Source organism: Acinetobacter bohemicus ANC 3994, assembly GCF_000367925.1.
GTDB lineage: Bacteria > Pseudomonadota > Gammaproteobacteria > Pseudomonadales > Moraxellaceae > Acinetobacter > Acinetobacter bohemicus.
The window spans coordinates 279,007-304,334 of record NZ_KB849168.1 but is presented as its reverse complement, the minus strand read 5'-3'; the positions used below and the strand labels follow the sequence as shown (position 1 = coordinate 304,334).

22 protein-coding genes and 4 tRNA genes are annotated in these 25,328 nt (G+C 42.0%); 13 read left to right on the top strand and 13 right to left on the bottom strand.

Annotated elements, in window-relative coordinates; genetic code table 11:
• The first annotated feature begins 525 nt into the window (after positions 1-525).
• From ppnP to F994_RS09150, 3 genes are all read left to right on the top strand, one after another.
• Positions 526-849, top strand: coding sequence for a pyrimidine/purine nucleoside phosphorylase (gene ppnP / locus F994_RS09160; RefSeq protein ID WP_004650032.1), 324 nt, complete (start codon positions 526-528; stop codon positions 847-849).
• A 131-nt stretch (positions 850-980) separates the two neighbouring features.
• Positions 981-1,730, top strand: coding sequence for a 23S rRNA (guanosine(2251)-2'-O)-methyltransferase RlmB (gene rlmB / locus F994_RS09155; RefSeq protein WP_004650031.1), 750 nt, complete (start codon positions 981-983; stop codon positions 1,728-1,730).
• A gap of 34 nt (positions 1,731-1,764) precedes the next feature.
• Entirely contained in the window at positions 1,765-2,682 is a 918-nt protein-coding gene (locus F994_RS09150) for a DMT family transporter (RefSeq protein WP_004650030.1), read from the top strand.
• Positions 2,683-2,697: 15 nt separating this feature from the next.
• On the opposite strand, the gene coaE is transcribed toward F994_RS09150, so the two are convergent.
• From coaE to pilB, 4 genes are read right to left on the bottom strand one after another with little or no spacing between them, the layout of a single operon-like run.
• Positions 2,698-3,288, bottom strand: a complete 591-nt coding sequence (coaE, locus tag F994_RS09145) for a dephospho-CoA kinase (protein WP_004650029.1) — start codon at positions 3,286-3,288, stop codon at positions 2,698-2,700.
• A 14-nt stretch (positions 3,289-3,302) separates the two neighbouring features.
• Positions 3,303-4,163, bottom strand: a complete 861-nt coding sequence (locus tag F994_RS17950) for a prepilin peptidase (RefSeq protein WP_004650027.1) — start codon at positions 4,161-4,163, stop codon at positions 3,303-3,305.
• The gene (locus F994_RS09135) at positions 4,163-5,389 is read right to left on the bottom strand and encodes a type II secretion system F family protein (protein ID WP_004650026.1); all 1,227 of its coding nucleotides are present in this window, start codon (positions 5,387-5,389) and stop codon (positions 4,163-4,165) included. Before F994_RS09135 ends, F994_RS17950 begins: the two co-directional genes overlap by 1 nt.
• A 29-nt stretch (positions 5,390-5,418) precedes the next feature.
• Positions 5,419-7,134: a type IV-A pilus assembly ATPase PilB gene (gene pilB, locus F994_RS09130; protein WP_004650025.1), complete on the bottom strand. Its 1,716-nt coding sequence runs from the start codon at positions 7,132-7,134 to the stop codon at positions 5,419-5,421.
• A gap of 280 nt (positions 7,135-7,414) precedes the next feature.
• On the opposite strand from pilB, the gene tpiA reads away from it, so the two are divergent.
• From tpiA to F994_RS09080, 10 genes are all read left to right on the top strand, one after another.
• Positions 7,415-8,206 carry a triose-phosphate isomerase gene (gene tpiA / locus F994_RS09125; protein ID WP_004650024.1) on the top strand — a complete coding sequence of 264 codons (792 nt, stop codon included), beginning with the start codon at positions 7,415-7,417 and terminating at the stop codon, positions 8,204-8,206.
• A gap of 13 nt (positions 8,207-8,219) precedes the next feature.
• Positions 8,220-8,549 carry a preprotein translocase subunit SecG gene (gene secG, locus F994_RS09120; protein WP_004650022.1) on the top strand — a complete coding sequence of 110 codons (330 nt, stop codon included), beginning with the start codon at positions 8,220-8,222 and terminating at the stop codon, positions 8,547-8,549.
• Positions 8,550-8,602: 53 nt separating this feature from the next.
• A tRNA-Leu gene (locus F994_RS09115) sits at positions 8,603-8,687 on the top strand.
• A gap of 46 nt (positions 8,688-8,733) precedes the next feature.
• Positions 8,734-8,810: transfer RNA gene (locus F994_RS09110), tRNA-Met, on the top strand.
• Positions 8,811-8,882: 72 nt separating this feature from the next.
• Positions 8,883-8,959: transfer RNA gene (locus F994_RS09105), tRNA-Met, on the top strand.
• Positions 8,960-9,050: 91 nt separating this feature from the next.
• Positions 9,051-9,127: transfer RNA gene (locus F994_RS09100), tRNA-Met, on the top strand.
• Between the two features lie 211 nt (positions 9,128-9,338).
• Positions 9,339-9,863 (top strand): ribosome maturation factor RimP, encoded by a 525-nt coding sequence (gene rimP, locus F994_RS09095; protein WP_004650021.1) that lies wholly within the window; start codon positions 9,339-9,341, stop codon positions 9,861-9,863.
• A gap of 39 nt (positions 9,864-9,902) precedes the next feature.
• Positions 9,903-11,387 (top strand): transcription termination factor NusA, encoded by a 1,485-nt coding sequence (gene nusA, locus F994_RS09090; RefSeq protein ID WP_004650020.1) that lies wholly within the window; start codon positions 9,903-9,905, stop codon positions 11,385-11,387.
• A 10-nt stretch (positions 11,388-11,397) separates the two neighbouring features.
• Complete coding sequence (infB, locus tag F994_RS09085) at positions 11,398-14,118, top strand: translation initiation factor IF-2 (RefSeq protein WP_004650019.1); 2,721 nt, start codon at positions 11,398-11,400, stop codon at positions 14,116-14,118.
• The gene (locus tag F994_RS09080; protein WP_004650018.1) at positions 14,118-14,522 is read left to right on the top strand and encodes a ribosome-binding factor A; all 405 of its coding nucleotides are present in this window, start codon (positions 14,118-14,120) and stop codon (positions 14,520-14,522) included. Before infB ends, F994_RS09080 begins: the two co-directional genes overlap by 1 nt.
• A gap of 320 nt (positions 14,523-14,842) precedes the next feature.
• On the opposite strand, the gene F994_RS09075 is transcribed toward F994_RS09080, so the two are convergent.
• The 9 genes from F994_RS09075 to hisIE form a co-directional block, all read right to left on the bottom strand.
• On the bottom strand, positions 14,843-15,220 hold the full coding sequence (locus F994_RS09075) for a Na+/H+ antiporter subunit G (protein WP_004650016.1): 378 nt from the start codon (positions 15,218-15,220) through the stop codon (positions 14,843-14,845).
• Positions 15,221-15,231: 11 nt separating this feature from the next.
• A complete protein-coding gene (locus F994_RS09070) occupies positions 15,232-15,507 on the bottom strand; it encodes a monovalent cation/H+ antiporter subunit F (protein WP_004650015.1) in 276 nt (91 codons plus the stop codon).
• Positions 15,504-16,025, bottom strand: coding sequence for a Na+/H+ antiporter subunit E (locus F994_RS09065; protein ID WP_004650014.1), 522 nt, complete (start codon positions 16,023-16,025; stop codon positions 15,504-15,506). The genes F994_RS09070 and F994_RS09065 overlap by 4 nt, the downstream gene beginning before the upstream one ends.
• Positions 16,026-16,027: 2 nt before the next feature.
• Positions 16,028-17,836, bottom strand: coding sequence for a monovalent cation/H+ antiporter subunit D (locus F994_RS09060; protein ID WP_004650013.1), 1,809 nt, complete (start codon positions 17,834-17,836; stop codon positions 16,028-16,030).
• Positions 17,836-18,201 carry a Na+/H+ antiporter subunit C gene (locus F994_RS09055; RefSeq protein WP_004650012.1) on the bottom strand — a complete coding sequence of 122 codons (366 nt, stop codon included), beginning with the start codon at positions 18,199-18,201 and terminating at the stop codon, positions 17,836-17,838. The genes F994_RS09060 and F994_RS09055 overlap by 1 nt, the downstream gene beginning before the upstream one ends.
• A 1-nt stretch (position 18,202) precedes the next feature.
• The gene (locus F994_RS09050; RefSeq protein WP_004650011.1) at positions 18,203-21,046 is read right to left on the bottom strand and encodes a monovalent cation/H+ antiporter subunit A; all 2,844 of its coding nucleotides are present in this window, start codon (positions 21,044-21,046) and stop codon (positions 18,203-18,205) included.
• Positions 21,047-21,410: 364 nt separating this feature from the next.
• A complete protein-coding gene (locus tag F994_RS09045) occupies positions 21,411-22,778 on the bottom strand; it encodes an AAA family ATPase (RefSeq protein WP_004650010.1) in 1,368 nt (455 codons plus the stop codon).
• A gap of 30 nt (positions 22,779-22,808) precedes the next feature.
• Positions 22,809-24,314, bottom strand: coding sequence for a UvrD-helicase domain-containing protein (locus F994_RS09040; protein WP_034696991.1), 1,506 nt, complete (start codon positions 24,312-24,314; stop codon positions 22,809-22,811).
• Positions 24,315-24,324: 10 nt separating this feature from the next.
• Positions 24,325-25,107: a bifunctional phosphoribosyl-AMP cyclohydrolase/phosphoribosyl-ATP diphosphatase HisIE gene (gene hisIE / locus F994_RS09035; protein WP_004650007.1), complete on the bottom strand. Its 783-nt coding sequence runs from the start codon at positions 25,105-25,107 to the stop codon at positions 24,325-24,327.
• Positions 25,108-25,328 lie beyond the last annotated feature (221 nt).

The window sequence follows — 25,328 nt, the reverse complement described above, 5'->3', positions numbered from 1 at the left end:
CACAAGACAACTTTTATTTTAAGATGACGTAAAACATCATTATTTTACCTGATATTGATGATAAAAATGAAACTACCTTTGTTTGAAGATACGCTATAAAAGCCACAGAGGTAAATTGAATTGCATTTTAGAGCCTATTTGATGGTTTTTTATGTGATCAAATAGAGTGAAAATACATCAATTTATTGATCAATCCATATTTTAGAGACGCTGTCAGAGCAAGAGCAATGATATTGTAATGTCGCTCTGTAGCAAAGGTTTGTAGCCATGATTGGGGTTCAATATTCTCGCTTGGGGAAGGCTCATTGACCTTTAGTCGAGGAAGTATAAAAACTTATTTGTGCTTCTGCTGCGCTTGTTTTAGACTCTCGCTAACAAATGGAAAAGCTTCTAAATATGGATATAGAAAAGTATCTATTTGGAAAATATTAATTTAGCTTTATGAACATCGATTGATTAGTTTAATGCTCAGCTTTAAACTACATCCATCAAAAATTATAAATGCGCATTATCTGGAGAATACGCATGTCAAATCAGTTTGATCACGTGTCTGTTATCAAAAAATCGAATGTTTATTTCGGTGGGCTATGTATTAGTCATACGGTTCAATTTGAAGATGGTACAAAAAAGACTTTAGGGGTCATTTTACCAACGGAACAAGCACTGACTTTTGAAACGCATGTCCCTGAACGTATGGAAATTATTTCAGGTGAATGTCGTGTACACATCGCAGATCGCACTGAAAGTGAATTATTTCGTGCTGGACAGTCTTTTTATGTCCCAGGCAATAGCCGTTTTAAAATTGAGACAGACGAAGTGCTCGATTATGTCTGCCATTTAGAAGGCTAAGTACAAGTCGTATTAAGGCAAAGAAATTTTAGCCTGAATCAGTTAAACTAGATTTAAGCATCAATCCTGTAAAGCCAGCTTTGCAGGATTTTTCTTTTTTGCATTGTATATATCTATTTTAGAGGCCGTTCATGGCAAAAACCGAATATTTTTATGGCGTTCACTCAGTGGAGTCATTACTTGAGCTTGAGCCAGAGCGTGTACTGACATTATTTACACTCAAAGGTCGTGACGATCAACGTTTGAAAAACGTTTTGGCTTTGGCAGATCCTTTTGGGATCAGCGTACAACAAGCCAGTCGTGAAAAATTGGAAAAATTGGCGGGTCAGCCTTTTCATCAGGGGGTGGTTGCCGCAGTTCGTCCGCATCCAACACTGAATGAACAAGATCTGGATGAATTGCTGAAGCAGAATCCTCAAGCCTTATTGCTTGCTTTAGATCAAGTGACAGATCCACATAACTTAGGTGCATGTATTCGTACAGCAGCAGCTATGGGTGTCGAAGCGGTGATTGTGGCGCGTGATCGTTCGGCAAGCTTAACCCCAACAGCACGTAAAATTGCTGCTGGTGGTGCAGAAAAAGTGAAGTTTATTCAAGTGACGAATTTGGCGCGTACTTTAGGCAACATTAAAGAAGAATTTAATGTTCGTGTGGTGGGTACGATGCTGGATGAAAAAGCTTTACCGGTAAATGAATTTGATTTTACTGGAACAGGTATTTGTGTGGTGATGGGTGCTGAAGATACAGGCTTACGTCCAATTACACAGTCACAATGTGACCAAACGGTTTATATCCCAATGGCGGGTAATTTACAGAGTTTGAATGTCAGTGTCGCAACAGGTATGGCTTTGTATGAAGCGTGCCGTCAACGTAATGTGTAATCCTTTTTGATTTAAAATTTAAAAGTTGTTGGTAATGTCTCCTCGGTCTCAAGGTTATGTCTTCGTTGTAATTACCATGTGTATTTGGGGAGGGTTTACCATTAGCTCTCGCTTAAGTGCACAGTGGGGAATTAGTGCGTGGGATATTACCGCATTACGTTTTGCTTTGGCATTTTGTATTTTAATGCCAATTCTGATCTATAAAAAAGACACCGCTTTTCTATGGAAAAAACAGCCTTTTCTTTTGGCAATGATTGGTGGTGTGGGTTATTGCCTGACATCTTATAGTGCTTTTCATTATGTACCCGCAGCACATGCAGCCATTTTTTTAAATGGTTGTCTTCCGTTGTGTACCGCAGTGGCTGCATTTCTGCTGTTTAAAGAACCCTTCGATAAGCATACATGGCTCAGTTTAGTCATTATGCTAAGCGCCATTAGTGCGATGAGCTTTTTAATGTACCGAGAAACAGGTGTGGCCTTTGGTTTTGGCGATATGTTGTTTTTCTTCAGTGCAATTTGGTGGGGTGTTTTCACCGTCTTATTGCGGCAATGGAAACTGTCCGCATGGCATTCCATGGCCGGCGTTGCGATTTGGTCTGCGGTTATTTATATCCCGATTTATTTGATTTTTCTTCCGAAAAATTTGACTGGGCCTGAGCCTATCCATTTGTTGATGCAAACAATTTTTCATGGTGTGTTTGTGGTGATTGTTGCAACAATAACCTATGTAGAGGCCATTAAACGACTCGGTGCATTTAAGACGGGAAGTATTGTGACACTGGCACCATTTATTGCAGCCATTCTCGCTGTACCCCTTTTGGGTGAGCCTTTAAGTCGAGCCATTATGTGCGGTTTGATTGGTATGGCAATCGGTGCTTTACAGCCGTGGCGTTGGGTCATGCATAAAGACAGTTTGCAGCAGCAACTGGATCAACAAAAAAAACAGTCTTAATCGACTGTTTTTGTTTTAGCGTTTTAAATAGCGTTGATGCAGTGTTTTTAAATGACGGTATAGGTGCTCAAGATGACCATCATTGAGCACAATATCATCGGCCAACTGTTGTTTTTGTTGGCGTGGCATTTGTGCCTGAATAATCTGATGAATTTGCTCAATGGATTGACCATCACGTTGGCTGGCACGTTGAATTTGTAATTCCTCGGTCGCATCAATCAATAAGGTATGATCAGTTAATTCATGTTGATTGGTTTCAAACAGCAGGGGTGAAACCAAAATGACATAGGGCGTTGTCGCGCTTTGCAGCTGATGAATAATCGACTGGCGAATTGCAGGGTGAGTAATGTGCTCTAGTGTTTGACGTGCATTTGGGTCTTTAAAAATATGCTCGCGTAAAGCTCGGCGATTCAGTTCACCATTTTCAAGTAAAACCCAATCACCAAAAGCGACATGAATTTTTTGCAAAGCGGGTTGGCCTTTTTCAACCACTTCACGCGCCACGATATCTGCATCAACAACAGTGATACCTTGGGTTTCAAACCATGTACTTGCAGCAGATTTTCCACTGCCAATGCCGCCTGTTAAACCCAAGATAAATGTCATAGATTTGCCTAAAATTATTGTCCTAAATATGCTTTCATAATTGGTTCACCCCAAATAAATGCAATCCAACCCGCAATGGCAATATAAGGGCCGAAGGCAAAAGGTTGATTTTCTTTACGTATTTTAAGCAAAACAATACCAATAATTGCACCAACTAAGGATGAAAGCAGCACAATCAATGGGAGCATTAAAGGTCCCATCCAAGCGCCTAAAGCAGCCAGCAGCTTGAAATCGCCATAGCCCATGCCTTCTTTACCGGTAATGATTTTAAACAGGTAATACACAATCCAAAGGCATAAAAAACCAATAATATAGCCCCAAATCGCAGAAGTGGGTGAGATATAAATGGCATAGCTATTAATGCCTAAACCCAGTGCTGCTAAGGTTAAGGTGTAACGGTCAGGCAGGAGCTGGGTATCAAAATCGATAAAGGTCAGTGCGATCAGCATCCACGTCAACAGTAACCCGAAGAGCATTTGTAGGGTTGGACCAAATACACTGACAATCACCAATGAAGCGAGTGCAGTCAGCAGCTCAATCAATGGGTAGCGTATGCTGATTGGATTTTGGCAAGAACCACATTTGCCACGTAACACTAACCAACTGATGACGGGAATATTTTGATACCAACGAATTTCAGTGCGGCATTTAGGACAAGTTGAAGCAGGTTTACTTAGGGTTAGTTTGGATTCATCAATAATCGCTTGCTCAGGATGAAGAAACATTTGGCAATCTTGTCGCCATTCTTGTTCCATCATTTTTGGCGTGCGATAGATAACGACATTGAGAAAACTACCAATACATAAGCTAAAAAGCCCAACGGCAATATACAGTGCGGTTGGGTTGTCTATAAAATAAGCGATCAATTCTTGCATTAAACCACAGAACCCATTTGGAAGATTGGGAGATACATGGCGATAACCAGACCACCGACCAGTACACCCAGTACGGCCATAATCAGCGGTTCCATCATCGAGGTTAAACCGTCAACAGCATTGTCCACTTCATTTTCAAAATGGGTGGCAACTTTGTCGAGCATTGAGTCGAGTGCACCTGACTCTTCACCAATCGCCACCATTTGTACTGCCATGGATGGAAATTTATTGGTGACGCGCATGGCAAATTGAAGTTGTTGGCCTGTTGCAACATCATCACGGATTTTAAGCACCGCTTCTTCATAAACGCAATTATTGGTCGCGCCAGCAGTCGATTCTAAGGCATCAATCAGTGGAACACCGGCAGCAAAAGTGGTGGCCAAGGTACGACTATAACGGGCAATAATTGCCTTATAGACTAGGTCACCAAAAATAGGCGCTTTCAGTGCTGCTTTATCGAGAAAATCACGGAATTTTTTACTGCGTTTTTTGGCTTCAAGGAAGCATGCAATAATGACACCAATCACAATAATTAAAATAAACCAGTATTTTTGCATCCATTCCGACATATTGACCACCATTTTAGTAAAGGCTGGAAGATCTGCGCCGAATGAACTGAATACATTTTGGAATACTGGAACAACTTTGACCATGAGAATAATGGTCACCACAAGTGCAACCACAATAACTGCTGCGGGATATTTCATGGCTTTTTTAATTTTTTGTTTCAGTAATTCGCTTTTTTCTTTGTAAATCGCGACACGGTCAAGCATGGTCTCTAAAGCACCAGACTGCTCACCCGATTCAACCAAGGAACAAAATAAATTATCAAAATATTGCGGATATTTGCGTAAGGCACCAGCAAAGGTATTCCCGCCTTCAACTTCCCCTTTAATGCCTAAGACTACTTCACGCATAGAGGGGTTTTCAAGACCTTCAGCGACAATTTCAAAACTTTGCACTAAAGGTACACCGGCTTTCATCATTGTTGCGAGCTGACGAGTAAAGATGGTGATGTCGAGTGTGGAGACCTTTTTTTTCATTAAACCTTCGAGAATATTTTTTCGTTTTTCTCGAATGGTCTTAATGGTAATTCCTTGCTTACGTAAAGTCACTTTCGCCAGTGCCATGTTACGTGCCGGTAATTCGCCCTTAAGTTTAGCCCCTTTACGATCAACTCCTTCATAACTGAAGGTTGGCATCATCTGTGCTTTTTTGACAGCCATGAATTTATCCTTATTTTTAAATACTTTATCTATTCGCTAGTCACACGATTAACTTCTTGAAGAGAAGTTACCCCCTGCATGACTTTCATTAATCCTGAACGACGTAAATTATTAAACCCCGATTTTTCCGATGCCGCTGCAATTTCAAGTGCATTGCCATCTTCCATAATAATTTTCGAAATTTCAGGTGTTACTTTCATTACTTCATAAATACCCACACGGCCTTTATAACCATCACGACATTCTGAACAGCCTACAGGTTGATAAACTTGAAAATCTGGATGCCTTAAATCTTCTTCTTGAAAGCCCATTTCCAATAAACTTAGGTTTGGAATATCTGAAGGAATTTTACATTGTGGGCATAAACGTCGAGCTAAACGCTGTGCAATGACTAAGTTTACAGAGGTTGCGATATTAAAGGAAGGTACACCCATATTTCTTAAGCGTGTAAGTGTTTCAGGCGCACTATTGGTATGGAGTGTGGACATCACCATATGTCCCGTCTGTGCGGCTTTAATGGCAATTTCTGCGGTTTCTAAATCTCGAATCTCACCGACCATCACAATATCTGGATCTTGGCGTAAAAATGATTTAAGGGCGGCAGAGAAGGTTAAGCCCACTTTAGCATTGACATTGACCTGATTAATTCCCTCTAGATTAATTTCGACGGGATCTTCGGCCGTTGAAATATTGGTATCTTCACGGTTGAGAATATTTAAGCCCGTATATAAAGAAACCGTTTTACCCGAACCTGTGGGACCTGTAATCAATAGCATGCCTTGAGGTTTGTCCAAAGCTTGCATAAACAATTCTTTTTGTGCAGGTTCATAACCGAGCGCATCAATCCCCAACATGGCACTGGATGGATCTAAAATACGCAGCACCAGTTTTTCACCAAATAGAGTGGGTAATGAGTTGACACGGAAGTCGATGGCTTTACTTTTTGAAAGTTTAAGTTTAATGCGTCCATCTTGAGGTAAACGTTTTTCAGAAATATCCATCTGAGACATGACTTTTAAACGCGAGGCTAAACGGGTGGCAAGCTGTAAAGGCGGGGTGGCAATGTGACGTAGTACGCCATCGACACGATAACGCACGCGATACATTTTCTCATACGGTTCAAAATGTAAGTCCGAAGCACCCATACGAATGGCATCAATCAGCAGTTTATTGATGTATTTGACAATCGGGGCTTCATCTTGTTGTTGCTCGTTGTCGTCATCATCATCTTTATTGCTAAGATCTTCTTGCTCTAGATTTAAATCGATATCATCATCAGAGAATTGAAAACTATCCGCTTCGGCAAAATTTTGTTCAATCAGTTTTTCTAGTTTTGGATGCTCAACAATAATCGCTTCAATGTTCATTTTACTATTGAAGCGTATCGCATCCATGGCATCGATATTGGTTGGATTGCTGGTGGCGACGTAGAGTAAGTTGCCGCGTTTAAAAATCGGTAAAATACGATGTTTGGTAATCAGTTTTTCGTCAATGCCTTCACGGATAATTTGTGCAGAATCATAGGTACTGAGATCAAAAAGTGGTTCGCCAAACTCTTGAGCGATTTTTTCTGCAATATCTAAAGACGAAATTTTTAATTGATCAATTAAAAAAGGAACAATATCTTGATTGGCTTTTTTTGCATTTAAGATCGCATTCTGCATATTTTCAGCAGAAATGAAGCCTTCTTCAACTAAACGTCGATTGAAACCGGTAAATCTAGGTGAACCTTTTAATGCTGTCATGCTTTAATATGCCTACGAAATCAATTTGTTTATAATTGGTATTTTTAAATTATACTTTTGTTCTATAAAAATACCATATCTTAAAATGTTGTCATCTACTTAATATCACATAAAACTTTGAACCAGTCGTATTTACAAGATGAAGTTTTTTTTCAGAATGTCGTGATGTATTTTGAAAAATAAGTTTGCTATAAAAAAGCCGTGCGAAAATTATCTAAAAAAGATTGAATTCCGTGTAGAATGTGCGCGGTTTAATGAATTGTTTTTAATAGGTTACTGTATGTCGGGTTCGGCTATTACTCCTTGGGTTGTCGGCAATTGGAAAATGAACCCAATGCACGCAGATGCCAAAGAGCTGTTAAGTGGTTTTAAAAAATTATTGCAAAATAATGAAATTAAAGAAGAAAATTGTCATATCGGTATTGCACCGAGTATGCTTGCTTTGACTCATGTTCAAGCGGAATTGGTAAGCTCAGTGCGTCCGATTTACACCGTTGCTCAGAATGTTTCTCGTATAGCGGGATTGGGCGCTTACACGGGTGAAGTGAGTGCTGAACTGTTGAAAGATCATCATATTGATTTTGTACTGATTGGTCATTCTGAACGTCGTGAAATCTTTAATGAAACAGCGCAAATACTGAATGAGAAAGTTAAAAATGCTTTAACTGCTGGATTAACCATTATTTATTGTGTAGGTGAAAGCCTAGAACAGCGTGAAAATGGCCAAGCAGAGCAGGTGGTATTGCAACAAATCTGTGATATTGCTGCGGTGGTTCAAGCCGAACAATGGCAAAAGATTGTGATTGCCTATGAGCCTATTTGGGCAATCGGTACGGGCAAAACAGCATCACCTGAAGATGCTCAAGCGATGCATGCTAAAATTCGCGAAGGTTTAACTCAAATCACACCATTTGGTGCAAGCATGGCTATTCTGTATGGCGGTAGTGTTAAAGCCGAAAATGCAGTAGAGTTGGCGACCTGTCCAGATATTAATGGTGCGCTGGTGGGTGGAGCATCTCTAAATGCAGCGTCTTTTTATGAAATTGCTCAAGCTTTTGCAAATACAAAATAATTAGGAGTTCAGCATGCAAACTTTTGTGCTGGTAGTACATATTATCTTAGCCATTTTAATGATTGTATTGATTCTGGTACAACATGGTAAGGGTGCAGATGCTGGCGCATCATTTGGTGGCGGCGGTGCTGCAACTGTATTTGGTGCGTCCGGTTCAGGTAACTTTTTAACGCGTTTGACTGCCGTTTTAACCGCACTGTTTTTTGTCACCAGTTTAACGCTAGCTGTATTTGCCAAAAAACAAACCACCGATGCTTATAGTTTGAAATCGGTACAAACCACCACGACTGCACCTGTAAATTCGAATGAAACTTCGCCAGTTGCACCGAAAACAGGCGAATAACCTGATTTAGTTCTTTCTTTTTGGAGATGATCCGACTAGAATGCGACACAGCTGCGGTGGTGGTGGAATTGGTAGACACGCTACCTTGAGGTGGTAGTGCTTTCGGGCGTGGGGGTTCAAGTCCCCCCTTCCGCACCAACTTGTAATCCAGAACATAAGTTGGTGTGTGCAGCAAATCTGTTGATGCGGGATGGAGCAGTCTGGTAGCTCGTCGGGCTCATAACCCGAAGGTCGTTGGTTCAAATCCAGCTCCCGCTACCAATACTATTTAGAGGCAAACTAAATAGGCGATTTAAATTAAATTTTAATCGTGATTGAATTTTTGCAGGTTGATGCGGGATGGAGCAGTCTGGTAGCTCGTCGGGCTCATAACCCGAAGGTCGTTGGTTCAAATCCAGCTCCCGCTACCATTTTTGATTAAGGTGCAACTTAATCAAGCAACCATTGAAGATTTTTTGATTGAAAATGTTCAGTGAATTGTATATAATTTTTGCACGTTGTTGCGGGATGGAGCAGTCTGGTAGCTCGTCGGGCTCATAACCCGAAGGTCGTTGGTTCAAATCCAGCTCCCGCTACCAAGTTTCTAAAAGGCTCACAAAAATGGTGGGCCTTTTTGCACAGTGGACTTTGGTTTTTCTGTGTACACAGGGGCGATTACGCCCTTTTTTATTGGCTATCGTGTAGTGTCGACATCCATTGGTCAAATTGTCATGTTTCACTACTAATATAGTTGAGTTAGTCTGAACCGGTCACAGCGACTATTGAATCGCACAACAATGACGAGAGTAAATGAAGCTATCAAATAAAACTCAAGCACTTCAAGACCTAATAACTCCTGCAGTGCAAGCTTGTAATGTAGATCTTTGGGGAATCGAATTTATTCCTCAAGGTAAACGTTCTTTATTGCGTATCTATATTGATAAAGCGAACGAAAATAACACGCAACCTATCATGAATGAAGATGGTGAGCTTGAGCAAGGTCAGGGTATTGGCGTACAAGACTGTGTTCGTGTAACCCAGCAAGTAGGTGCAATGCTTGACGTGCATGATCCAATTTCTGGTGAATACTCACTTGAAGTTTCTTCGCCGGGTTGGGATCGTCCATTCTTCCAACTTCACCAGATGCCAGCTTATATTGGAAAGCAAATTGCTTTACGTCTGATTAGTGCCGTAGAAAACCGTCGTAAATTTCAAGCAAAACTGATTGCTGTTGATCTTGAGAATGAGATCATTCAAGTTGAAGTTGAAAATCAACACGTACTTGAAATAGACAGTCATAATATCGACAAATCAAATTTGATCTACCAAGATTAATTCATTCAATAAATAAGAATCTGAACGAATAGGTGACTTATGGCTCGTGAAATTCTTACCGTAGTAGAAACGGTTAGTAACGAAAAAGGTGTAAGTCGTGATGCAATTTTTGAAGCACTTGAACAAGCTTTAGTTGCTGCGACTAAAAAGAAATTTTACGAAGGCACACACGCAGAAGAAGCACGTTTACGTGTAGAAATTGATCGTAAAACGGGTGATTACCGTACTTTCCGTCAATGGGAAGTGGTTGCTGATGAAGATCATGAAATGCCTGCATGTCAGGATGCAATCTCTGATTTAGATCCTGAACAATGGTCTATCGGTGATATTCGTGAACTTGAAGTTGAATCGATTGATTTTGGTCGAATTGCTGCACAAATTGCCAAACAAGTGATTGTGCAAAAAATTCGTGAAGCTGAGCGTGCTTTAGTTGCTGATGCATATGAATCTAAAGTCGGTGAGCTCATCTACGGTGAAGTGAAAAAACAAACCAAAGATGGCTTTATCATTGACTTAGGTGATAATGCTGAAGCATATCTTTCACGTGAAGAAATGATTCCGAAAGAAATTCTTCGTCCTAAACAACGTATGAACGCTATTCTATATAGCGTGAACCGTGAAGGTCGTGGTGCACAATTATTGTTGTCACGTGCGCGCCCTGAAATGCTAATGGCATTGATGAAGAAAGAGATTCCTGAAATTTCTGAAGAAATCATTGAAATTAAGGCCGCTGCCCGTCAACCGGGTGTTCGTGCTAAAATTGCTGTGAAAACAAACGATCATCGTATTGATCCTGTTGGTGCTTGTATTGGTATGCGTGGTACACGTATCCAAGCGGTGCAATCAGAGTTAAATGGTGAGCGTATTGATGTGGTGGTGTGGTCTGACGATCCAGCACAGTACATTGCCAGTGCTCTAGAGCCTGCTGATGTATCGAGCATTGTGATTGATGAAGATGCACATACTGCGGATATCATTTTCGCAGCTACTGATCAATTGGCTCGCGCGATTGGCTCGCAAGGTCAAAATGTCCGTTTAGCATCTGAATTAACAGGCTATAAACTGGATATGATGCTCGAAGAAGAGTTTTATGCGCGTCAACAAAATGAAGCTCAACAATATTTAGACATGTTTGTAAGTCGTTTAGATATTGAAGAAGATTTGGCAATGGCTTTGGTTGAAATGGGCTTTACTTCTTTGGAAGAGATTGCTTATGTTCCAGCTGAAACATTTGATGAAATTGAATTAGATGCTGAAATTGTTGAATTATTGCAAAGCCGTGCAAAAGAAATTACATTGGCTGATGCATTAAAACAACAAGAAAACATCCAAGATCCAAGTGCAGAACTTGTTGCAATGGACGGGATGACGCAGGAAATCGCGTACGCACTTGCGGCTCGCGGTGTGGTAACAGTAGATGATTTGGCAGACCAAGCGACTGACGATATTGAAGATATTGAAGGTTTAGGTGCTGAAAAAGCAGGCCAACTCATTATGAAAGCGCGCGAATCATGGTTTAACTAGGAGGAAATATATGACGGACAAGTCGATTAAAGAGTTAGCTCTCAGCGTAGCACGTCCAGTTGAGAAGCTCCTAGAGCAGGTTCGTGACGCAGGTTTACCGCAACGTAAAGCTGAAGATATTATTTCCACTGAACAACAAGATACCCTCGTTAACCATTTGAAGAAAGTTCATGGTCAAGACGATGGGCATGCAGGAAAAATCACGTTGAAACGTAAAACAACCAGTACGGCTAAAGTGGCAAGTACCTCAGGTAAGGCGAAGACAATTAACGTTGAAGTGCGTAAAAAGCATACTTTTGTTAAGCCGAATCCAGAACAAATTAAAGCAGAAGCTTTAGCGAAAGCAGAACAACAATCACAGACTGAATCTCAAGGTCGTGATCAAGTGCAACAAAATACACGTCCTGATTCTAGCGCGAATACTCAAGGTGCCTCTAAAGCGAAACAAGCTTTAGAAGCAATGCGTGCTGCTGCTCAGCAACAAACAGCGAAGCAAGAAGTTTCAAAAGCGGCCGTTGTAGTAACGCGTAAGTCAAATAACAAACCGATTGTTAAACAAGCGGTTAAAGTGACTGAAACAGCTGAACAAAAGAAACTTCGTGAAGCTCAGGCTGCACAATTAAAAGCAGTAGAAGAGGCAGCACGCCGTAAATCGGCTGAAGAAGGGCAGCAACGTACGCTTGAGCAAATGCGTCAAATGGCGTCTAAATACTCTGCTGAAGATACCACTGCAACGATTCGTGTTATTGATGATTCTCCACTTGCTGCTGGCCTTGTGGGTCAGGCATATGAAGATTCATTTGCGAAAGAAGACCGTGAAATTAAACGTGGTGGTAATACGACCAGCACACGTGCACCGAAGAAAGGTGGACGTCGTGGTCAGGAAGAGCAATCTTTCAACCATAACCAACATAAACGTGGTTTGAAAACCAGTCAGTCAAATAAACATGGCTTTGAAAAACCAGTTAAAAAACAAGTTTATGATGTTGAAATTGGTGAAACCATTGTTGTTGCTGATCTTGCAGCGAAAATGGCGATTAAAGTTCGTGAAGTTATCAAATCACTGATGAAAATGGGTGAGCTGGTTACGCAGAACCAAGCGATTGAGCAAGAAATTGCAGCGCTCGTGGTTGAAGAAATGGGTCATAACCCAGTTCTTGTATCTGATACACAAGCTGAAGATAACTTACTTGAAGCTGCTGAAGAAGCGCGTGGTGTTCAAACCACTCGTGCGCCAGTGGTAACCATCATGGGTCACGTTGACCATGGTAAGACATCACTTCTAGACCGTATCCGTCGCACTAAAGTCGCAGCGGGCGAGGCTGGTGGTATTACACAGCATATCGGTGCTTATCACGTTGAAACTGAGAAAGGTATTATTACTTTCCTCGATACACCGGGACATGCGGCGTTTACTTCAATGCGTTCACGTGGTGCCAAAGCGACTGATATCGTGGTCCTTGTTGTTGCAGCTGATGATGGTGTAATGCCACAAACAGCTGAAGCGATTGATCATGCACGTGCTGCGGGTACACCGATTATTGTTGCCATCAACAAAATGGACAAAGAATCTGCTGATCCAGATCGTGTATTAAATGAATTGACGGTTAAAGAAATCGTGCCTGAACAGTGGGGCGGTGACGTACCTGTTGCGATGGTTTCTGCACATTCGGGTCAAGGTATTGATGAACTTCTCGACCTTATTTTAATTCAATCTGAACTTCTTGAATTGAAAGCGTCTGAAGAAGGTGCTGCACAAGGTGTGGTAATTGAAGCACGTGTTGATAAAGACCGTGGTGCAGTTGCTTCTATTCTTGTACAAAACGGTACATTGAAAGTGGGTGATTTAGTCCTTGCTGGCGCATCTTACGGTCGTGTTCGTGCGATGGTCGATGAAAACGGCAAACGTATTAAATCAGCAGGTCCTTCAATTCCTGTCGAAATCCTTGGTCTTCCTGAAGCGCCAATGGCGGGTGATGAAGTTCTTGTGGTGAACGATGAGAAGAAAGCACGTGAAGTTGCTGATGCACGTATGTCTCGTGAACGTGAAAAACGTCTTGAGCGTCAAAGTGCAATGCGTCTTGAAAACATCATGGCATCTATGGGCAAGAAAGATGTGCCTTATGTCAATGTGGTGCTTAAAACTGATGTACGTGGTACGTTAGAAGCATTGACTGTTGCTTTGCAAGCATTGGCAACGGATGAAGTGCGTGTTCGTGTCATTGGTTCAGGTGTGGGTGCAATTACCGAGTCTGATGTTACCCTTGCTGAATCGTCTGAAGCTGTACTTCTAGGCTTTAACGTACGTGCTGATAATACTGCGCGTCAAAAAGCCGATGCAGATGGCATCGACATTCGTTACTACAGTATCATTTATGAATTGATTGATGATGTGAAAGCAGCAATGAGCGGTAAGCTTGCGCCTGAGCATCGTGAAACGATTCTGGGTGTAGCTCAAGTGCGTGAAGTGTTCCACTCAAGTAAGTTTGGTGCGGCTGCGGGCTGTATGGTACTTGAAGGCATGTTACACCGTAATAAACCGATTCGCGTATTACGTGATGACGTGGTGGTATTCCAAGGTGAGCTTGAATCTCTTCGTCGCTATAAAGAAGTGGTTGAAGAAGTTCGTGCCGGTATGGAATGTGGTCTTGCCGTGAAAGGTTATAAAGACATTAAAGTACTCGATAAAATCGAAGTCTATGATGTTCAATTGATTAAACGGAGTCTTTAATGGCGGGTAGTCAACGTCTTAAGCGAATGGCGGATACGGTACAACGTGAGTTGTCAGAACTGATCCGTCAAGAACTGAAAGATCCACGCTTAGGTGGTCTCGTGACCATCTCTGCGGTGAAAGTCAGCGCAGATTTAGGCTATGCAGAAGTTTACGTCACCGTTATGGGACGTGAACTGGGCGATGATCAAAGTGAAGCAGCAAATAAAGAAACTTTAGCCGTGTTAAATGGTGCTTCTGGTTTCTTGCGTCACGAATTGGGTCGTCGTATCAAGACACGTATTACGCCAAGATTGCGTTTTCATTATGACAAAACCAATGCATACGGTAACTATATGTTTGGTTTGATTGCTGAAGCAGTGAAGGATTTACCTCCTGAAGAAGCAAAAAAAGATGATGAATAATAATATAGCGTAAGTTATATGCAAAAAAGCCACCTTCGGGTGGCTTTTTTTATGGATGTATCTGTCCCATCCTAAATAAAGTAGATACTTTCTAAAGCTAAATGGTGAGCGTGTTATCGGCTTGGCTTTAAACAGGTTGTTGCTGCTCATCAAATTGGGCAAGATGAAAGACATGACAGGTAATATTGTCGATATTAAACATCAGATCAGTTTAACAATGATCAATTTGATAAGGCTTTATGCATGTGCTTGCGCAGAAGCATGAGAAATGTATTGATTTGAATTATAAAAAAGGAGCCGAAGCTCCTCAAGGATAAAGACTATTTTTTCTGATAGTGGCGGCGAACTCGCGAACGTTGCCAAGGGAGTGGTCGGTCTAAACTTTCAGGGACTTCGCCACTGGTGGAACGTAAACGTAAATGCAGGGCTGCTTGCGCCATCAGGTTGGCCGATACTGGTGCAGTAATAAAGGCGAATAAGGTAATCAGTATTTCAGCGAAACCAAAACGCCCATTAAAGGCAGCAAAAATAATGGCAGCAATTAAAAAACTACCCAGACCTAAAGTGCTTGATTTGGTTGGTGCATGTAGCCGCATAAATAAATCGGGCAGGCGCACCATGCCAATTCCGCCCACCAGTGTAAAGAAAGCACCAATCAATAAAAAAATTGAAACCAGAATTTCCATAACAAGTTGCATGATTTTTACTCCTAATCCACGACATGACCAGTGGTAAAGTAGCGCGCGAGGGCTGCCGTTGAGACAAAACCAAGCATGGCAACCAAGAGTGCCCCTTCAAAAAAGGAGGTGCTTGCCCAATAAATACCCAGAATGACAATTAAACAGGTGGCATTGAGAAAAAGAGTATCCAGAGCCAACAGCCGGTCAACAATAGAGGGGCCGACGACTAAACGAATCAGACAAAGGAACATTGAAATGGTGATGGCAACCATACATATGCCCAGCGTATAAGGCAAAATGCTCATGTGTCGTCTCCTGATTGCACGTTAAAAATCATCATTAGTGCTTTTTCATAACGAGTTTTAATGTCTTGTATGTCGATTTCTGTATTATCACTGCTTAATGCATGAACTAAAATATCGCCACGATCTTGGTCAATCCCCGCAGTGACCGTACCGGGGGTTGTGGTAATAATTAGAGCAAGCAAAACATTGACTTGTTCATGCTGGGAGTCTAACGGGACTCGAAACCATTTAGGATGCAGTTTATGCGTAGGGCCAAGAACTAATTTGGCCACTTTAATATTACAAATAATGATGTCCCAAAGCACCACAAAAAATAATTTGCATGCCAACAGCCAGTTGATATTTGGTGTACGGGTAGCAAAGGGATTGACTAAGCGTGGAATAAAAATTCCGAGCAGCACAGCCATCAGTAATGTGGTTGGGTCAATACTATGCGCAAGCATGATCCAGCTTAAAGCCACAATGACGGAAACAAATGGATGTGGCAGCCAGTTTTCCCAAAACGATGTTTTTTGCATAGTTAAGGCTCCATAGGTTTCAGTTTGGCATCATCTGGATGGGCCGGTTCTTGTACGATTTGTTGATTGATTTGGCGTTGTTTATATTCTGAAATATGTTCACCGTTTAAAGTGTTTTCAGAAATAACATAAGGAATCAGATGTGCATTTGGATCGAGCGTTTCACCGCCATATTTGGTTTCAGGTAAATTTTCTGGATCATACGGTTGTACGCTGATGGCCTGATTCAGATGATCCGTTTTCAAAATTCTGCTTTCATATAAAGCATTATTTTGTATTTGTTCAGCCGTTTTAAACATGTATTGCTGAATTGGGCTGGCACAGACCATATACAGAATTAAAGCTGAAAGCAGTAAATAAATGGTCTTGTCATTTCGAGCAGGGGCTTGATCTGGCAAGGCTTGATAGGCTTTATATTCTGCTGAATTTGGATTGTCTTCGGGTTGTGTGGCACGCCAGAACAGTACAAACCCGATGCGGGTAAAGGCAATAATACTGAGTAAACTGACAATTAACACCACAATAATAATCAGTAATTGATAAGGTGAATGCGATGTGGCTTGTAAGATAAAGACTTTACCTAAGAAGCCACTAAATGGAGGTAAACCTGCCATCATTAAAGCAATGACAAAGAAGGTTAATGAAACAACTCTCTGTTGTTTCATGTGCGGTGCAACTTTGAAATGATCTTTAAATGCCCCGCGTTGTGAGGTAATCCAACCAGAGAGCAAATAAAATGCAGCAGCAATTAGGGTGCTATGCACTAAATAATACAGTGCAGCGGCCCATGCCAAGGTATTAAACAGCGAAATGGCGATTAAGATGGTGCCGATAGACGACAGAATCATAAATCCGACGAAGCGGCGCAGTCGTTCTGCGCCAATTGCGCCAATTACACCATAGACTGAAGTAATGAGGCCGATCGGCAATAGCCAAGACACCAAAATGCTTTGACTTAAATGATCGTCAAATACCGTGCCATTAATCCGTAAAATGGCATAGATGCCCACTTTGGTCATAATGGTGAAAATCGCAGCGACGGGTGTGGTGGCAACGGCATAGGTTTTAGGCAGCCAGAAACCTACCGGTAGCATCGCGGCTTTAATGCCAAACACCACAAAGAGCAATAAGCCACCCGCCACGGCAAGCTTATGTTGATCGGGTTCTAAAAGCGGGATTAAGCGTGCTACATCGGCCATATTTAAACTGCCGACACTGCCGTAAATAATGCCGAGACCAATCAAAAAGAGCGCAGAAGCCAGTAAGTTAATGGTGACGTAATGAATGCCCAGTTGAAAACGTGCTTTGCCTTGTCCGTGTAAAAGTAGGACATAGGAGGCCATCAACAGGATTTCAAAGAACACAAATAAGTTGAATAAGTCACCTGTCAGGAATGCACCGCATAGACCCATCAATAAAAAATGGAACATGGCATGGAAATAACGTCCACGTGCATCCCACTCATGACTTGCATACCATAAAATTGGGGTGGCTAGGGCATACGTGAGGACAATCATCAGGGCAGAAAGTTGGTCTAGCACCAAGACAATTCCAAATGGTGCAGCCCATTCACCTAAATTGTAAACACTGATTTTCCCACTACTGGCGGAGATTAAATAAAGAATAGCCGTGGCTAAACCTAAAATTGAAGAAATGTAACTAATCCCACGACGCCAAGGTTGGCGCCAATCGTGTGCTAATGAGCCTGCGCCTGGATTACCAAGTAACACCAATAAAAAAGCAGTAAACGCTGGAATTAAAATGCTAAAAATTGGGGTATGTTCAGTCCAGAATTGGATGACAGCATTCATTAAGGCTCATCCTCACGTGGGTCAATAGGAATAATATCTTCTTTAGAGTCAACGTGATCGGTCCCTGTTTCATAACGACTGCGTAGCGCAAGTTGCACAATAAACGCAGTGGTGGCAAAACCAATCACAATGGCGGTTAACACCAAGGCTTGCGGTAGGGGATCGGTGACCTTGCTGGTTTCGGTAAGTACTGCGGGTGCATTGATTTTCAGCCGACCCATCGCAAACAGAAATAAGTTGACGGCATAGCCAATCATTGCCAGACCGAGGACCACGGGAAAAGTACGTGCCCGTAGAATTAAATAAATTCCCGTTGCTGTAAGTAGCCCAATGGCAGAGGCAAGTAAAAATTCTAAGCTGATCATTTTATTCCCCCTTCGGTACAATTGGACCGGTCATGCTGGAGTGACGCGAATCACCTAACACTGAAATCAACAGCATGGTTGCACCAACCACCGTGATATAAACCCCAAGATCAAACAGCGCAGCGGAGGGAAGATGCATTTCACCTAAAACAGGTGCAGAGACATAAATATGCGCGCTGGTCAGGAACGGACGCTCCCAGAACCAAGCCCCTAAGCCTGTGAGCCCAGCAATCACCAAACCTAAACCAATCCAGATTTCATATAAACGTCCTGATTGGGCTTTTAACATTTGCTCAGCTTGATCTTGACCCAGTGCAATGTATTGAATGACCAAAGCCAATGAGGTAATTAAACCGGCAATAAATCCGCCACCCGGTAAGTTATGTCCACGCAGGAAGATATACAAACTCACCACCAGTGCTAAAGGTAAAATCCATGAAGCGGTGATACGGAACATCAAGGGTGATGGATTAAAGCGATAGGTTAAACCTTGGGTAATGGTGGTGCCGTGCGCACGCATGCCATCCATTAAGCACAGAGCGCCAATCGCAGCAATACCCAGTACGGTAATCTCTCCAAAGGTATCGAAACCACGGAAGTCGACTAAAATGACATTGACCACATTGCTACCACCACCCAAAGGAATGGATTGCTGGATAAAGAACCATGAAATTGAATTGTGGTCACGGGTTAAAATCAGCCAAGCAATCCAACCAATACCGAGGCCAGCGCCAATCGCAATGAGGGCATCCCGCCAACGACGTGATCCACTCGATTCATAAGGGGTGAGTTGTGGCAATAAAGACAAACTCATCAACAGTAAAACGGTGGTGACGACATCGACGGTAATTTGCGTTAAAGCAAGGTCTGGTGCAGACAACGTCACGAACACCATGGTCACCACTAAGCCTATAGCACCACTAATCAGTACGGCTTTAATGCGTTCATGGTGGAACCACAACATCATCCAGCAGGCAGAGAACAAGAGTAACCACAGCACAATTGCAATGGCTGGGGCATGGGTTAGTTCACGCGTACCGGTGGTTAAACCTTGGTTGACTAGCGGCATGGCAACCAATGCAATAGTAAAAGCCACGATCCAGATTAAATAACTTTGCAGTGAACCATTTTCAGTTTTACGTTTGAACTGACGTGATTTCAGCAGTAAATGTTTTAAAAATAAATCGAATAACACGCGACCTTGGAATTTACCCAGCATTGGATCAAGGTTAATCTCACGAATAGTTCCGCCTTTGGCCAAAGCAAAGTAGAAGCACAACCCGCCTAAAAGTGCGATTGCACTCATCAGTAATGGCAGATTAAAACCATGCCAAAGGGCAAGGTGAGTACCAGTAAAATTTGGTAATTGTGTGCTGGCACGTGTGGTTGAATTAACAATGTTTTCAACCAAAAGGGCAGGCAGAAGTCCGACTAAAATACATAAAATGGCCAAAAAAGTCGCCGGTGCACGCATGCCAAAAGCAGGCTCATGTGCGTCTTTATTGGGCACAGCTTTGCCTAAAGGCCCGTCAAAGAATACGCCATGAACCAGTCGTACTGAATAGGTCACCGCAAAGATTCCGGCTAAGGTTGCTACAATAGCCGAGCCAATTAGTACTGGACCAGAAAGATGAGCCAAGAGTTCGGTAAAGAACATTTCTTTGGATAAAAAACCATTGGTCAGTGGTACACCCGCCATTGAGGCAGCAGTGATCATGGTTAAAGTGGCAGTGAACGGAAGTAGCTGCCAAACCCCACTGAGTTTACGTAAATCACGCGTCCCTGTTTCATGATCAATAATGCCGGCAATCATGAATAGGGCGGCTTTAAACGTCGCATGGTTAATAATATGGAAAATGGCTGCGGCAATGGCGAGAGGAGATCCAATCCCCAATAAGCAGACAATTAAACCTAAATGACTGATGGTTGAATAGGCCAATAAGCCTTTTAAATCTTCTTTGAAAATGGCAAAAAAGGCGGCCATACAGAGCGTAAATAAACCCACGAAGGTCACAATATTGTGATACAGCGCAGCACCGACAAAAATAGGCGAGAGTCTTGCAAGCAGAAAAATACCGGCTTTGACCATCGTTGCAGAGTGTAGATAGGCCGATACAGGCGTTGGCGCTGCCATGGCATTCGGTAGCCAAAAATGGAACGGGAACTGCGCACTTTTGGTAAATGCGCCGATTAAAATAAGCAATAAGGTCGGCACAAATAACGAATGACTTTGAATTTGCTCAGTCATGGTGAGAATTTGGTCAATTTGATAAGTCCCAGTGATTTGACCTAACAAAATGAAGCCACCCAGCATGGCTAAACCACCCATGCCGGTAATGGTCAGTGCCATACGTGAGCCACGCTGTGCGGCTTCATAATTACTCCAATAACCCACCAGCAGAAAAGAAGAAATACTGGTCAGCTCCCAAAAAATGAGCAGCAAAATTAAATTATTGGAGAGCGAGATGCCCAGCATGGATGCCATGAATAACATGAGCAATACATATAGCTTGCTCAGTGAATTCTTCGGACTTAAATAATAATAAGCGTAGATATAAATGAGTGTGCCGATACCGCTAATCAGCAAACAAAATAACAAACCTAAAGCATCCAAACGGAAACTTAATTCGATACCTAACTGAGGTAACCATGACCAACTTTGCGTGATCGTTGCGCCATTAAAAACATCTTTTGCTTGAGTCAGTAATAAGATGAGGCTGCTTAGACTGACCCCAATTGCCCCTAAGGCTGTTACCCCGCGCGAAAAATTTTTCAGCCACGAGACAAGGGTAGTGCCAAGTACTAACGGTAACAAGATAATAATCGGTAGCACACTCATATCCATTGTCGTGAATTAGGTTTATCAAAAACCTAAGGGTGAATGTTATCTTTCAAGGACTACAGGATCGCAAAGAGCAATCCAAACTTTTAAATCTTGAAAGCCAATCGGAGTTAAAAATATTGAAAAACAAGCTGTGTTGCGCAACTTGTAAAAAGTAATAGTAAAATCGGATTTTACTATAAAACTTCACATATCCTCGATCTTATTACATGAATAAAACAACATCAATTATTTTTGCGCATACGTAACATATTATATGCCCATCCCTACAATCTTGGTGTAGCATGCTTAAGCAGATGAAAATCAAGCACTCCACATTTTTACAAATTGAACTTTTTTGAGTGCAATTTAAGCGGTTAGGTTTGTGTTATGGCAAAGATTGCTGTGAAGAGGTGTCATCTTGCGCATTCATTAAATCGAGTAATTCATTTTGTTGCTCTGGGCTTAAATGCTGTTGGATGTGTTGCCATAGGCTTTGCGGTGTGACACTGTCTAATACGGGTTCAAGTAAACGATCGGTTTCCATCACTTCATCATTAAACGCCAAGTTTTCATAAATACGATCAAATTTGTCCTGTAACGGTTGCAGCTGCATATCAAAAATTTGTTTATTTTCAATTTTTAAGCATTGGTATTCGGCTGCATGTTCCAGTAATTCACTGCGATTACCTGTGGCAATAATTTGTAGCCGCGGAAAAGCCTGATGTAAGCGCGGTAAAATCACTTGAGCCGTATTTTGATCCAGTTGATGATCAATCGCATCGATCAGTAAAATGCCGTCGCCTTCAAGGCAGGGATATAAACTGTTCGGATTGAGTAAGCATAAACGCCGGACGATATCGCCGACCAAGGCAATCCAATTTTTCACGCTATTCGACAGTTGTTGATAGAGCATGCTTTTGCCTTGATAACGGACCATCAATTGTAATTTCGGTTGGTACTGTACAAAAAGATCTTCTAAAGCAGGAATGACTGTCGTTAAGGCTTGTTTTAATGCATCTAAATGGGGGCTATGCATCTGCTTTTGTGCATGAAATAAGTGCTGTAAAAAGTCAGGTTCTTTGTTTTTCTGAAGCGAGGGATTGGAGAGCAGTTGTTGAAACAATTGTGCGATCTGGGCATTTTCAATATCACTCACTTCACGCAACCACTCAAAAAAACGGCTAAAAGTGGTAAAGGGAATCGCTGAAATTTCATAAGCATGTGCGCTTTGAAAAATGAGAGGATTGTTCTTACTCAGAATATTCATTTCATTGACAAAGCGTTCTGCGGGATAATAAGCAATTAAGGGTAAGCCTTGGAGCTGATCATGTTTGATGGCATTTTGATACAGTTCGACTACGTTATCTAAGTGTTGGGTTTCGGCTTTGCTGCTGCCAATGCCATGACTATTTAAGGTTTTATACAGTTGCCAATCACAATAACAAGGCGCTTGGTCTTGTGCTTCACTGGATTCCGTTAAGCGACCAATATCATTGGGGATCTGCACCCGAATATCAATTTTGGATTGTAAGCGGGTCAACATAATGTCTTGATCAAGCATGACTACGCCTGCTGCACGTAAGTCTTTATAACGCGCTGCAAACCACGTCAGGGCTTGATAGGTGAATTTTAAAATGGTGGTTTTGCCAGCGCCTTGATCACCCATAATTAAGGTGATGGGTTGATCATTAAATTTCAGCTTGAGATCGGCAAAATGAAGGGTATGTTTGAGTTGAAGAGTATCGATTTTCATAAAACACCTACATTGCACAATGAGCTGAAATTATTCTCCCACAGCTTTACGCAACGATAAGGGCATTTGCTTTTTGAGTTGTTGCACCAAATCGTAAATGTGGTGAATATTTAAACTTACTTTAGCACGTGTGCAAGCCACGTAAAGCAATCTTAATTCTTCATCACTAATTTTATGGTCTTTTTCGTTGACCTTAAATTGATAGTCATCTTCGATATGTACACGGTCCCATTCCAAGCCTTTGGCTTTGTGGGCCGTTGAAATAATATAGTCGGCATGCTCAATTGGACTGATTTTAGCTAAGGCACGTTTCAGTGGATCTGTACCGTGATCATCCACCAATTTCACCAAAGGTTTAATGTCGCTGCCGTCATTGGTTTCACAATATTCATGTACATCATGCCATGAGTTAAACCAAGCAAGTTCAGGTACATCGGTCACTCGTTTGCCTTGTTTGAGCATACTTGCAGCATCGACAAAACGGTTCAGTTTGACATGATCAGCCTGCAAACTGACTTTATCGCCATGCACTAAACCGGCGAGCAATAACTCCATCGCTCGTGCATTGGTGCGACATAAAATGGCATCACGTTGTTTAGTATGCGGTTTATTGACCACTTTAGAATGCAGATGCGGATTGCCCAATAAAGGAACTGTTTCATTTAAAGCACCCAAAATGGCATTCGCATTCAATGCAATTTCTTCACCAAAACGGAAAGACGTGGTTAAGCGAGATTCAGGTAAAGGGAGCTGTTGCATGGCATTGACTGCACCGCGCCAAGCGTAAATTTGTTGATGGGCATCACCGACATAAATCACTTGGGTATTTCTTTGGCGCAGTAAAATGCCCAACATCAATGGGTCGGCATCTTGTGCTTCATCAAACAGGACATAATCGGTTGGAATATTCGGTTCAGACAATGCCCAAAGTTTCAGATAAATATCGTGACCAATCCCTGCTTGGTGGTTGGGATCAATCGATTCTAACCAGCGTCGTTCAATGGCGGGATAAAGATGCGTTTGTAATTCAGTAATATCATCGGGATGCAGCCAGCTTGGTGCTTGTAGATGGCGTGGTGCTGGATATTGCGAACTGGTGGAACAAAAATAACTCACCGCATTGGCGACCAGACTGGCCAAACGACTGGGCATCATCACATATTTTTCGTAACGTCCACCCATCATCCGGCGTAAGGTAATGGGCTGGAGTCGATATTCTTTGGCGATGAAACTCGGGCTTAAACGCGGCAGACGCAGTTTATCGGTCACGCCACGTGGCACGCTACGAAATGCCAGCGAGTGAAAGGTACGACAGTCGACATTGCGATGAAATTTACTTTGCGCCTCACTTGCAATGGCTTTATTAAATGCCAGATACATACCACGCCGTTCAGGCATGGCATCACTGATCATTTGCAAAGTTGTGGTTTTACCTGTGCCTGCATAAGCAATCACTTTAAAGGATTTGCCTAAACGCGCGTTGTCGATGGCAATGGCTTGCTCATAGGTGGCGCTTGGTTTTTTGGGATCAGACACAGTCATTGGCTTAGTGTTGACGATTGGCTTTTTCAACCAAGCCGGATAAGCCTTGGCGACGCGCGAGTTCGTTTAAAATTATTTGTGGTTCAATGTCGAAATAACCGAGCATCACAATGGTGTGAAACCATAGGTCAGCCACTTCATAAATTAAATCGTTTTTATTGTCTTCTTTCGGCTCAGCTTTAAAATCTTTGGCGGCAATAATGCTTTCAATACTTTCTTCGCCGACTTTTTCTAAGATTTTATTTAAGCCTTTATGATACAGCTTAGCCACATAAGATGAGTCTGGATTGGCTTTTTTGCGTTCTGCCATCATCTGACCTAAATAAGCCAAAATTTCAACCTGTTCAGATTGAGCCGTTGAAGCATTCATTGCCAGTGTATGTGGATTCGTCGATTTTTCCGCATAAATTTGGCTTGGATCTTTCAATTGGGCATCGACTATTTCCCAGCCATTTGCAGTCAATTTACGGTAGAAACACGATTCACGACCGGTATGGCAAGCAATGCCACCATGTTGTTCAATTTGCAACACAATCACATCGGCATCGCAGTCCAAACGGATTTCATGTACGGTTTGGAAATGCCCCGATTCTTCGCCTTTATGCCATAATTTTTGGCGTGAACGGGAAAAGTAAACCGCTTGATTTTTTTCAGCAGTTAAAGCCAAAGCCTCGCGGTTCATCCATGCAACCATCAGGATACGACCGGTTTGATGATGCTGTGCAATGGCAGGAATGAGACCTTGTTCGTTAAATTTTACTTCATCGAGCCATTGCAAATTGTTCATGATAATTTCACCAAAAATATGTTCAAAATTTAAAAGAGCGACTTAAAATCGCAACTCCATAGTGTACGTGATTAGCGACTGTTTGAGAAAAAAATATACACATGATCATCATCGAATGATCTGAATACGCATCTTATGTTTGATTTTAAAAGTAGCGTTATTTTATTTTTATAGCGCAAAATCAGTTAAACATCACCTGAATGAAGCTCGAATGAAAGCCT

Excerpts from the sequence above, each read along its gene's own strand:
- F994_RS09150 (WP_004650030.1), top strand. The coding sequence starts at position 1,765 with ATGTCTCCTCGGTCTCAAGGTTATGTCTTCGTTGTAATTACCATGTGT.
- rimP (WP_004650021.1), top strand. The coding sequence starts at position 9,339 with ATGAAGCTATCAAATAAAACTCAAGCACTTCAAGACCTAATAACTCCT.
- F994_RS09065 (WP_004650014.1), bottom strand. The coding sequence starts at position 16,025 with ATGCAAAAAACATCGTTTTGGGAAAACTGGCTGCCACATCCATTTGTT.
- F994_RS09070 (WP_004650015.1), bottom strand. The coding sequence starts at position 15,507 with ATGAGCATTTTGCCTTATACGCTGGGCATATGTATGGTTGCCATCACC.
- nusA (WP_004650020.1), top strand. The coding sequence starts at position 9,903 with ATGGCTCGTGAAATTCTTACCGTAGTAGAAACGGTTAGTAACGAAAAA.
- F994_RS09135 (WP_004650026.1), bottom strand. The coding sequence starts at position 5,389 with ATGGCTGTCAAAAAAGCACAGATGATGCCAACCTTCAGTTATGAAGGA.
- F994_RS17950 (WP_004650027.1), bottom strand. The coding sequence starts at position 4,163 with ATGCAAGAATTGATCGCTTATTTTATAGACAACCCAACCGCACTGTAT.
- pilB (WP_004650025.1), bottom strand. The coding sequence starts at position 7,134 with ATGACAGCATTAAAAGGTTCACCTAGATTTACCGGTTTCAATCGACGT.
- tpiA (WP_004650024.1), top strand. The coding sequence starts at position 7,415 with ATGTCGGGTTCGGCTATTACTCCTTGGGTTGTCGGCAATTGGAAAATG.
- F994_RS09050 (WP_004650011.1), bottom strand. The coding sequence starts at position 21,046 with ATGGATATGAGTGTGCTACCGATTATTATCTTGTTACCGTTAGTACTT.
- F994_RS09075 (WP_004650016.1), bottom strand. The coding sequence starts at position 15,220 with ATGCAACTTGTTATGGAAATTCTGGTTTCAATTTTTTTATTGATTGGT.
- F994_RS09045 (WP_004650010.1), bottom strand. The coding sequence starts at position 22,778 with ATGAAAATCGATACTCTTCAACTCAAACATACCCTTCATTTTGCCGAT.
- secG (WP_004650022.1), top strand. The coding sequence starts at position 8,220 with ATGCAAACTTTTGTGCTGGTAGTACATATTATCTTAGCCATTTTAATG.
- rlmB (WP_004650031.1), top strand. The coding sequence starts at position 981 with ATGGCAAAAACCGAATATTTTTATGGCGTTCACTCAGTGGAGTCATTA.
- F994_RS09060 (WP_004650013.1), bottom strand. The coding sequence starts at position 17,836 with ATGAATGCTGTCATCCAATTCTGGACTGAACATACCCCAATTTTTAGC.
- F994_RS09080 (WP_004650018.1), top strand. The coding sequence starts at position 14,118 with ATGGCGGGTAGTCAACGTCTTAAGCGAATGGCGGATACGGTACAACGT.
- ppnP (WP_004650032.1), top strand. The coding sequence starts at position 526 with ATGTCAAATCAGTTTGATCACGTGTCTGTTATCAAAAAATCGAATGTT.
- infB (WP_004650019.1), top strand. The coding sequence starts at position 11,398 with ATGACGGACAAGTCGATTAAAGAGTTAGCTCTCAGCGTAGCACGTCCA.
- F994_RS09055 (WP_004650012.1), bottom strand. The coding sequence starts at position 18,201 with ATGATCAGCTTAGAATTTTTACTTGCCTCTGCCATTGGGCTACTTACA.
- hisIE (WP_004650007.1), bottom strand. The coding sequence starts at position 25,107 with ATGAACAATTTGCAATGGCTCGATGAAGTAAAATTTAACGAACAAGGT.
- coaE (WP_004650029.1), bottom strand. The coding sequence starts at position 3,288 with ATGACATTTATCTTGGGTTTAACAGGCGGCATTGGCAGTGGAAAATCT.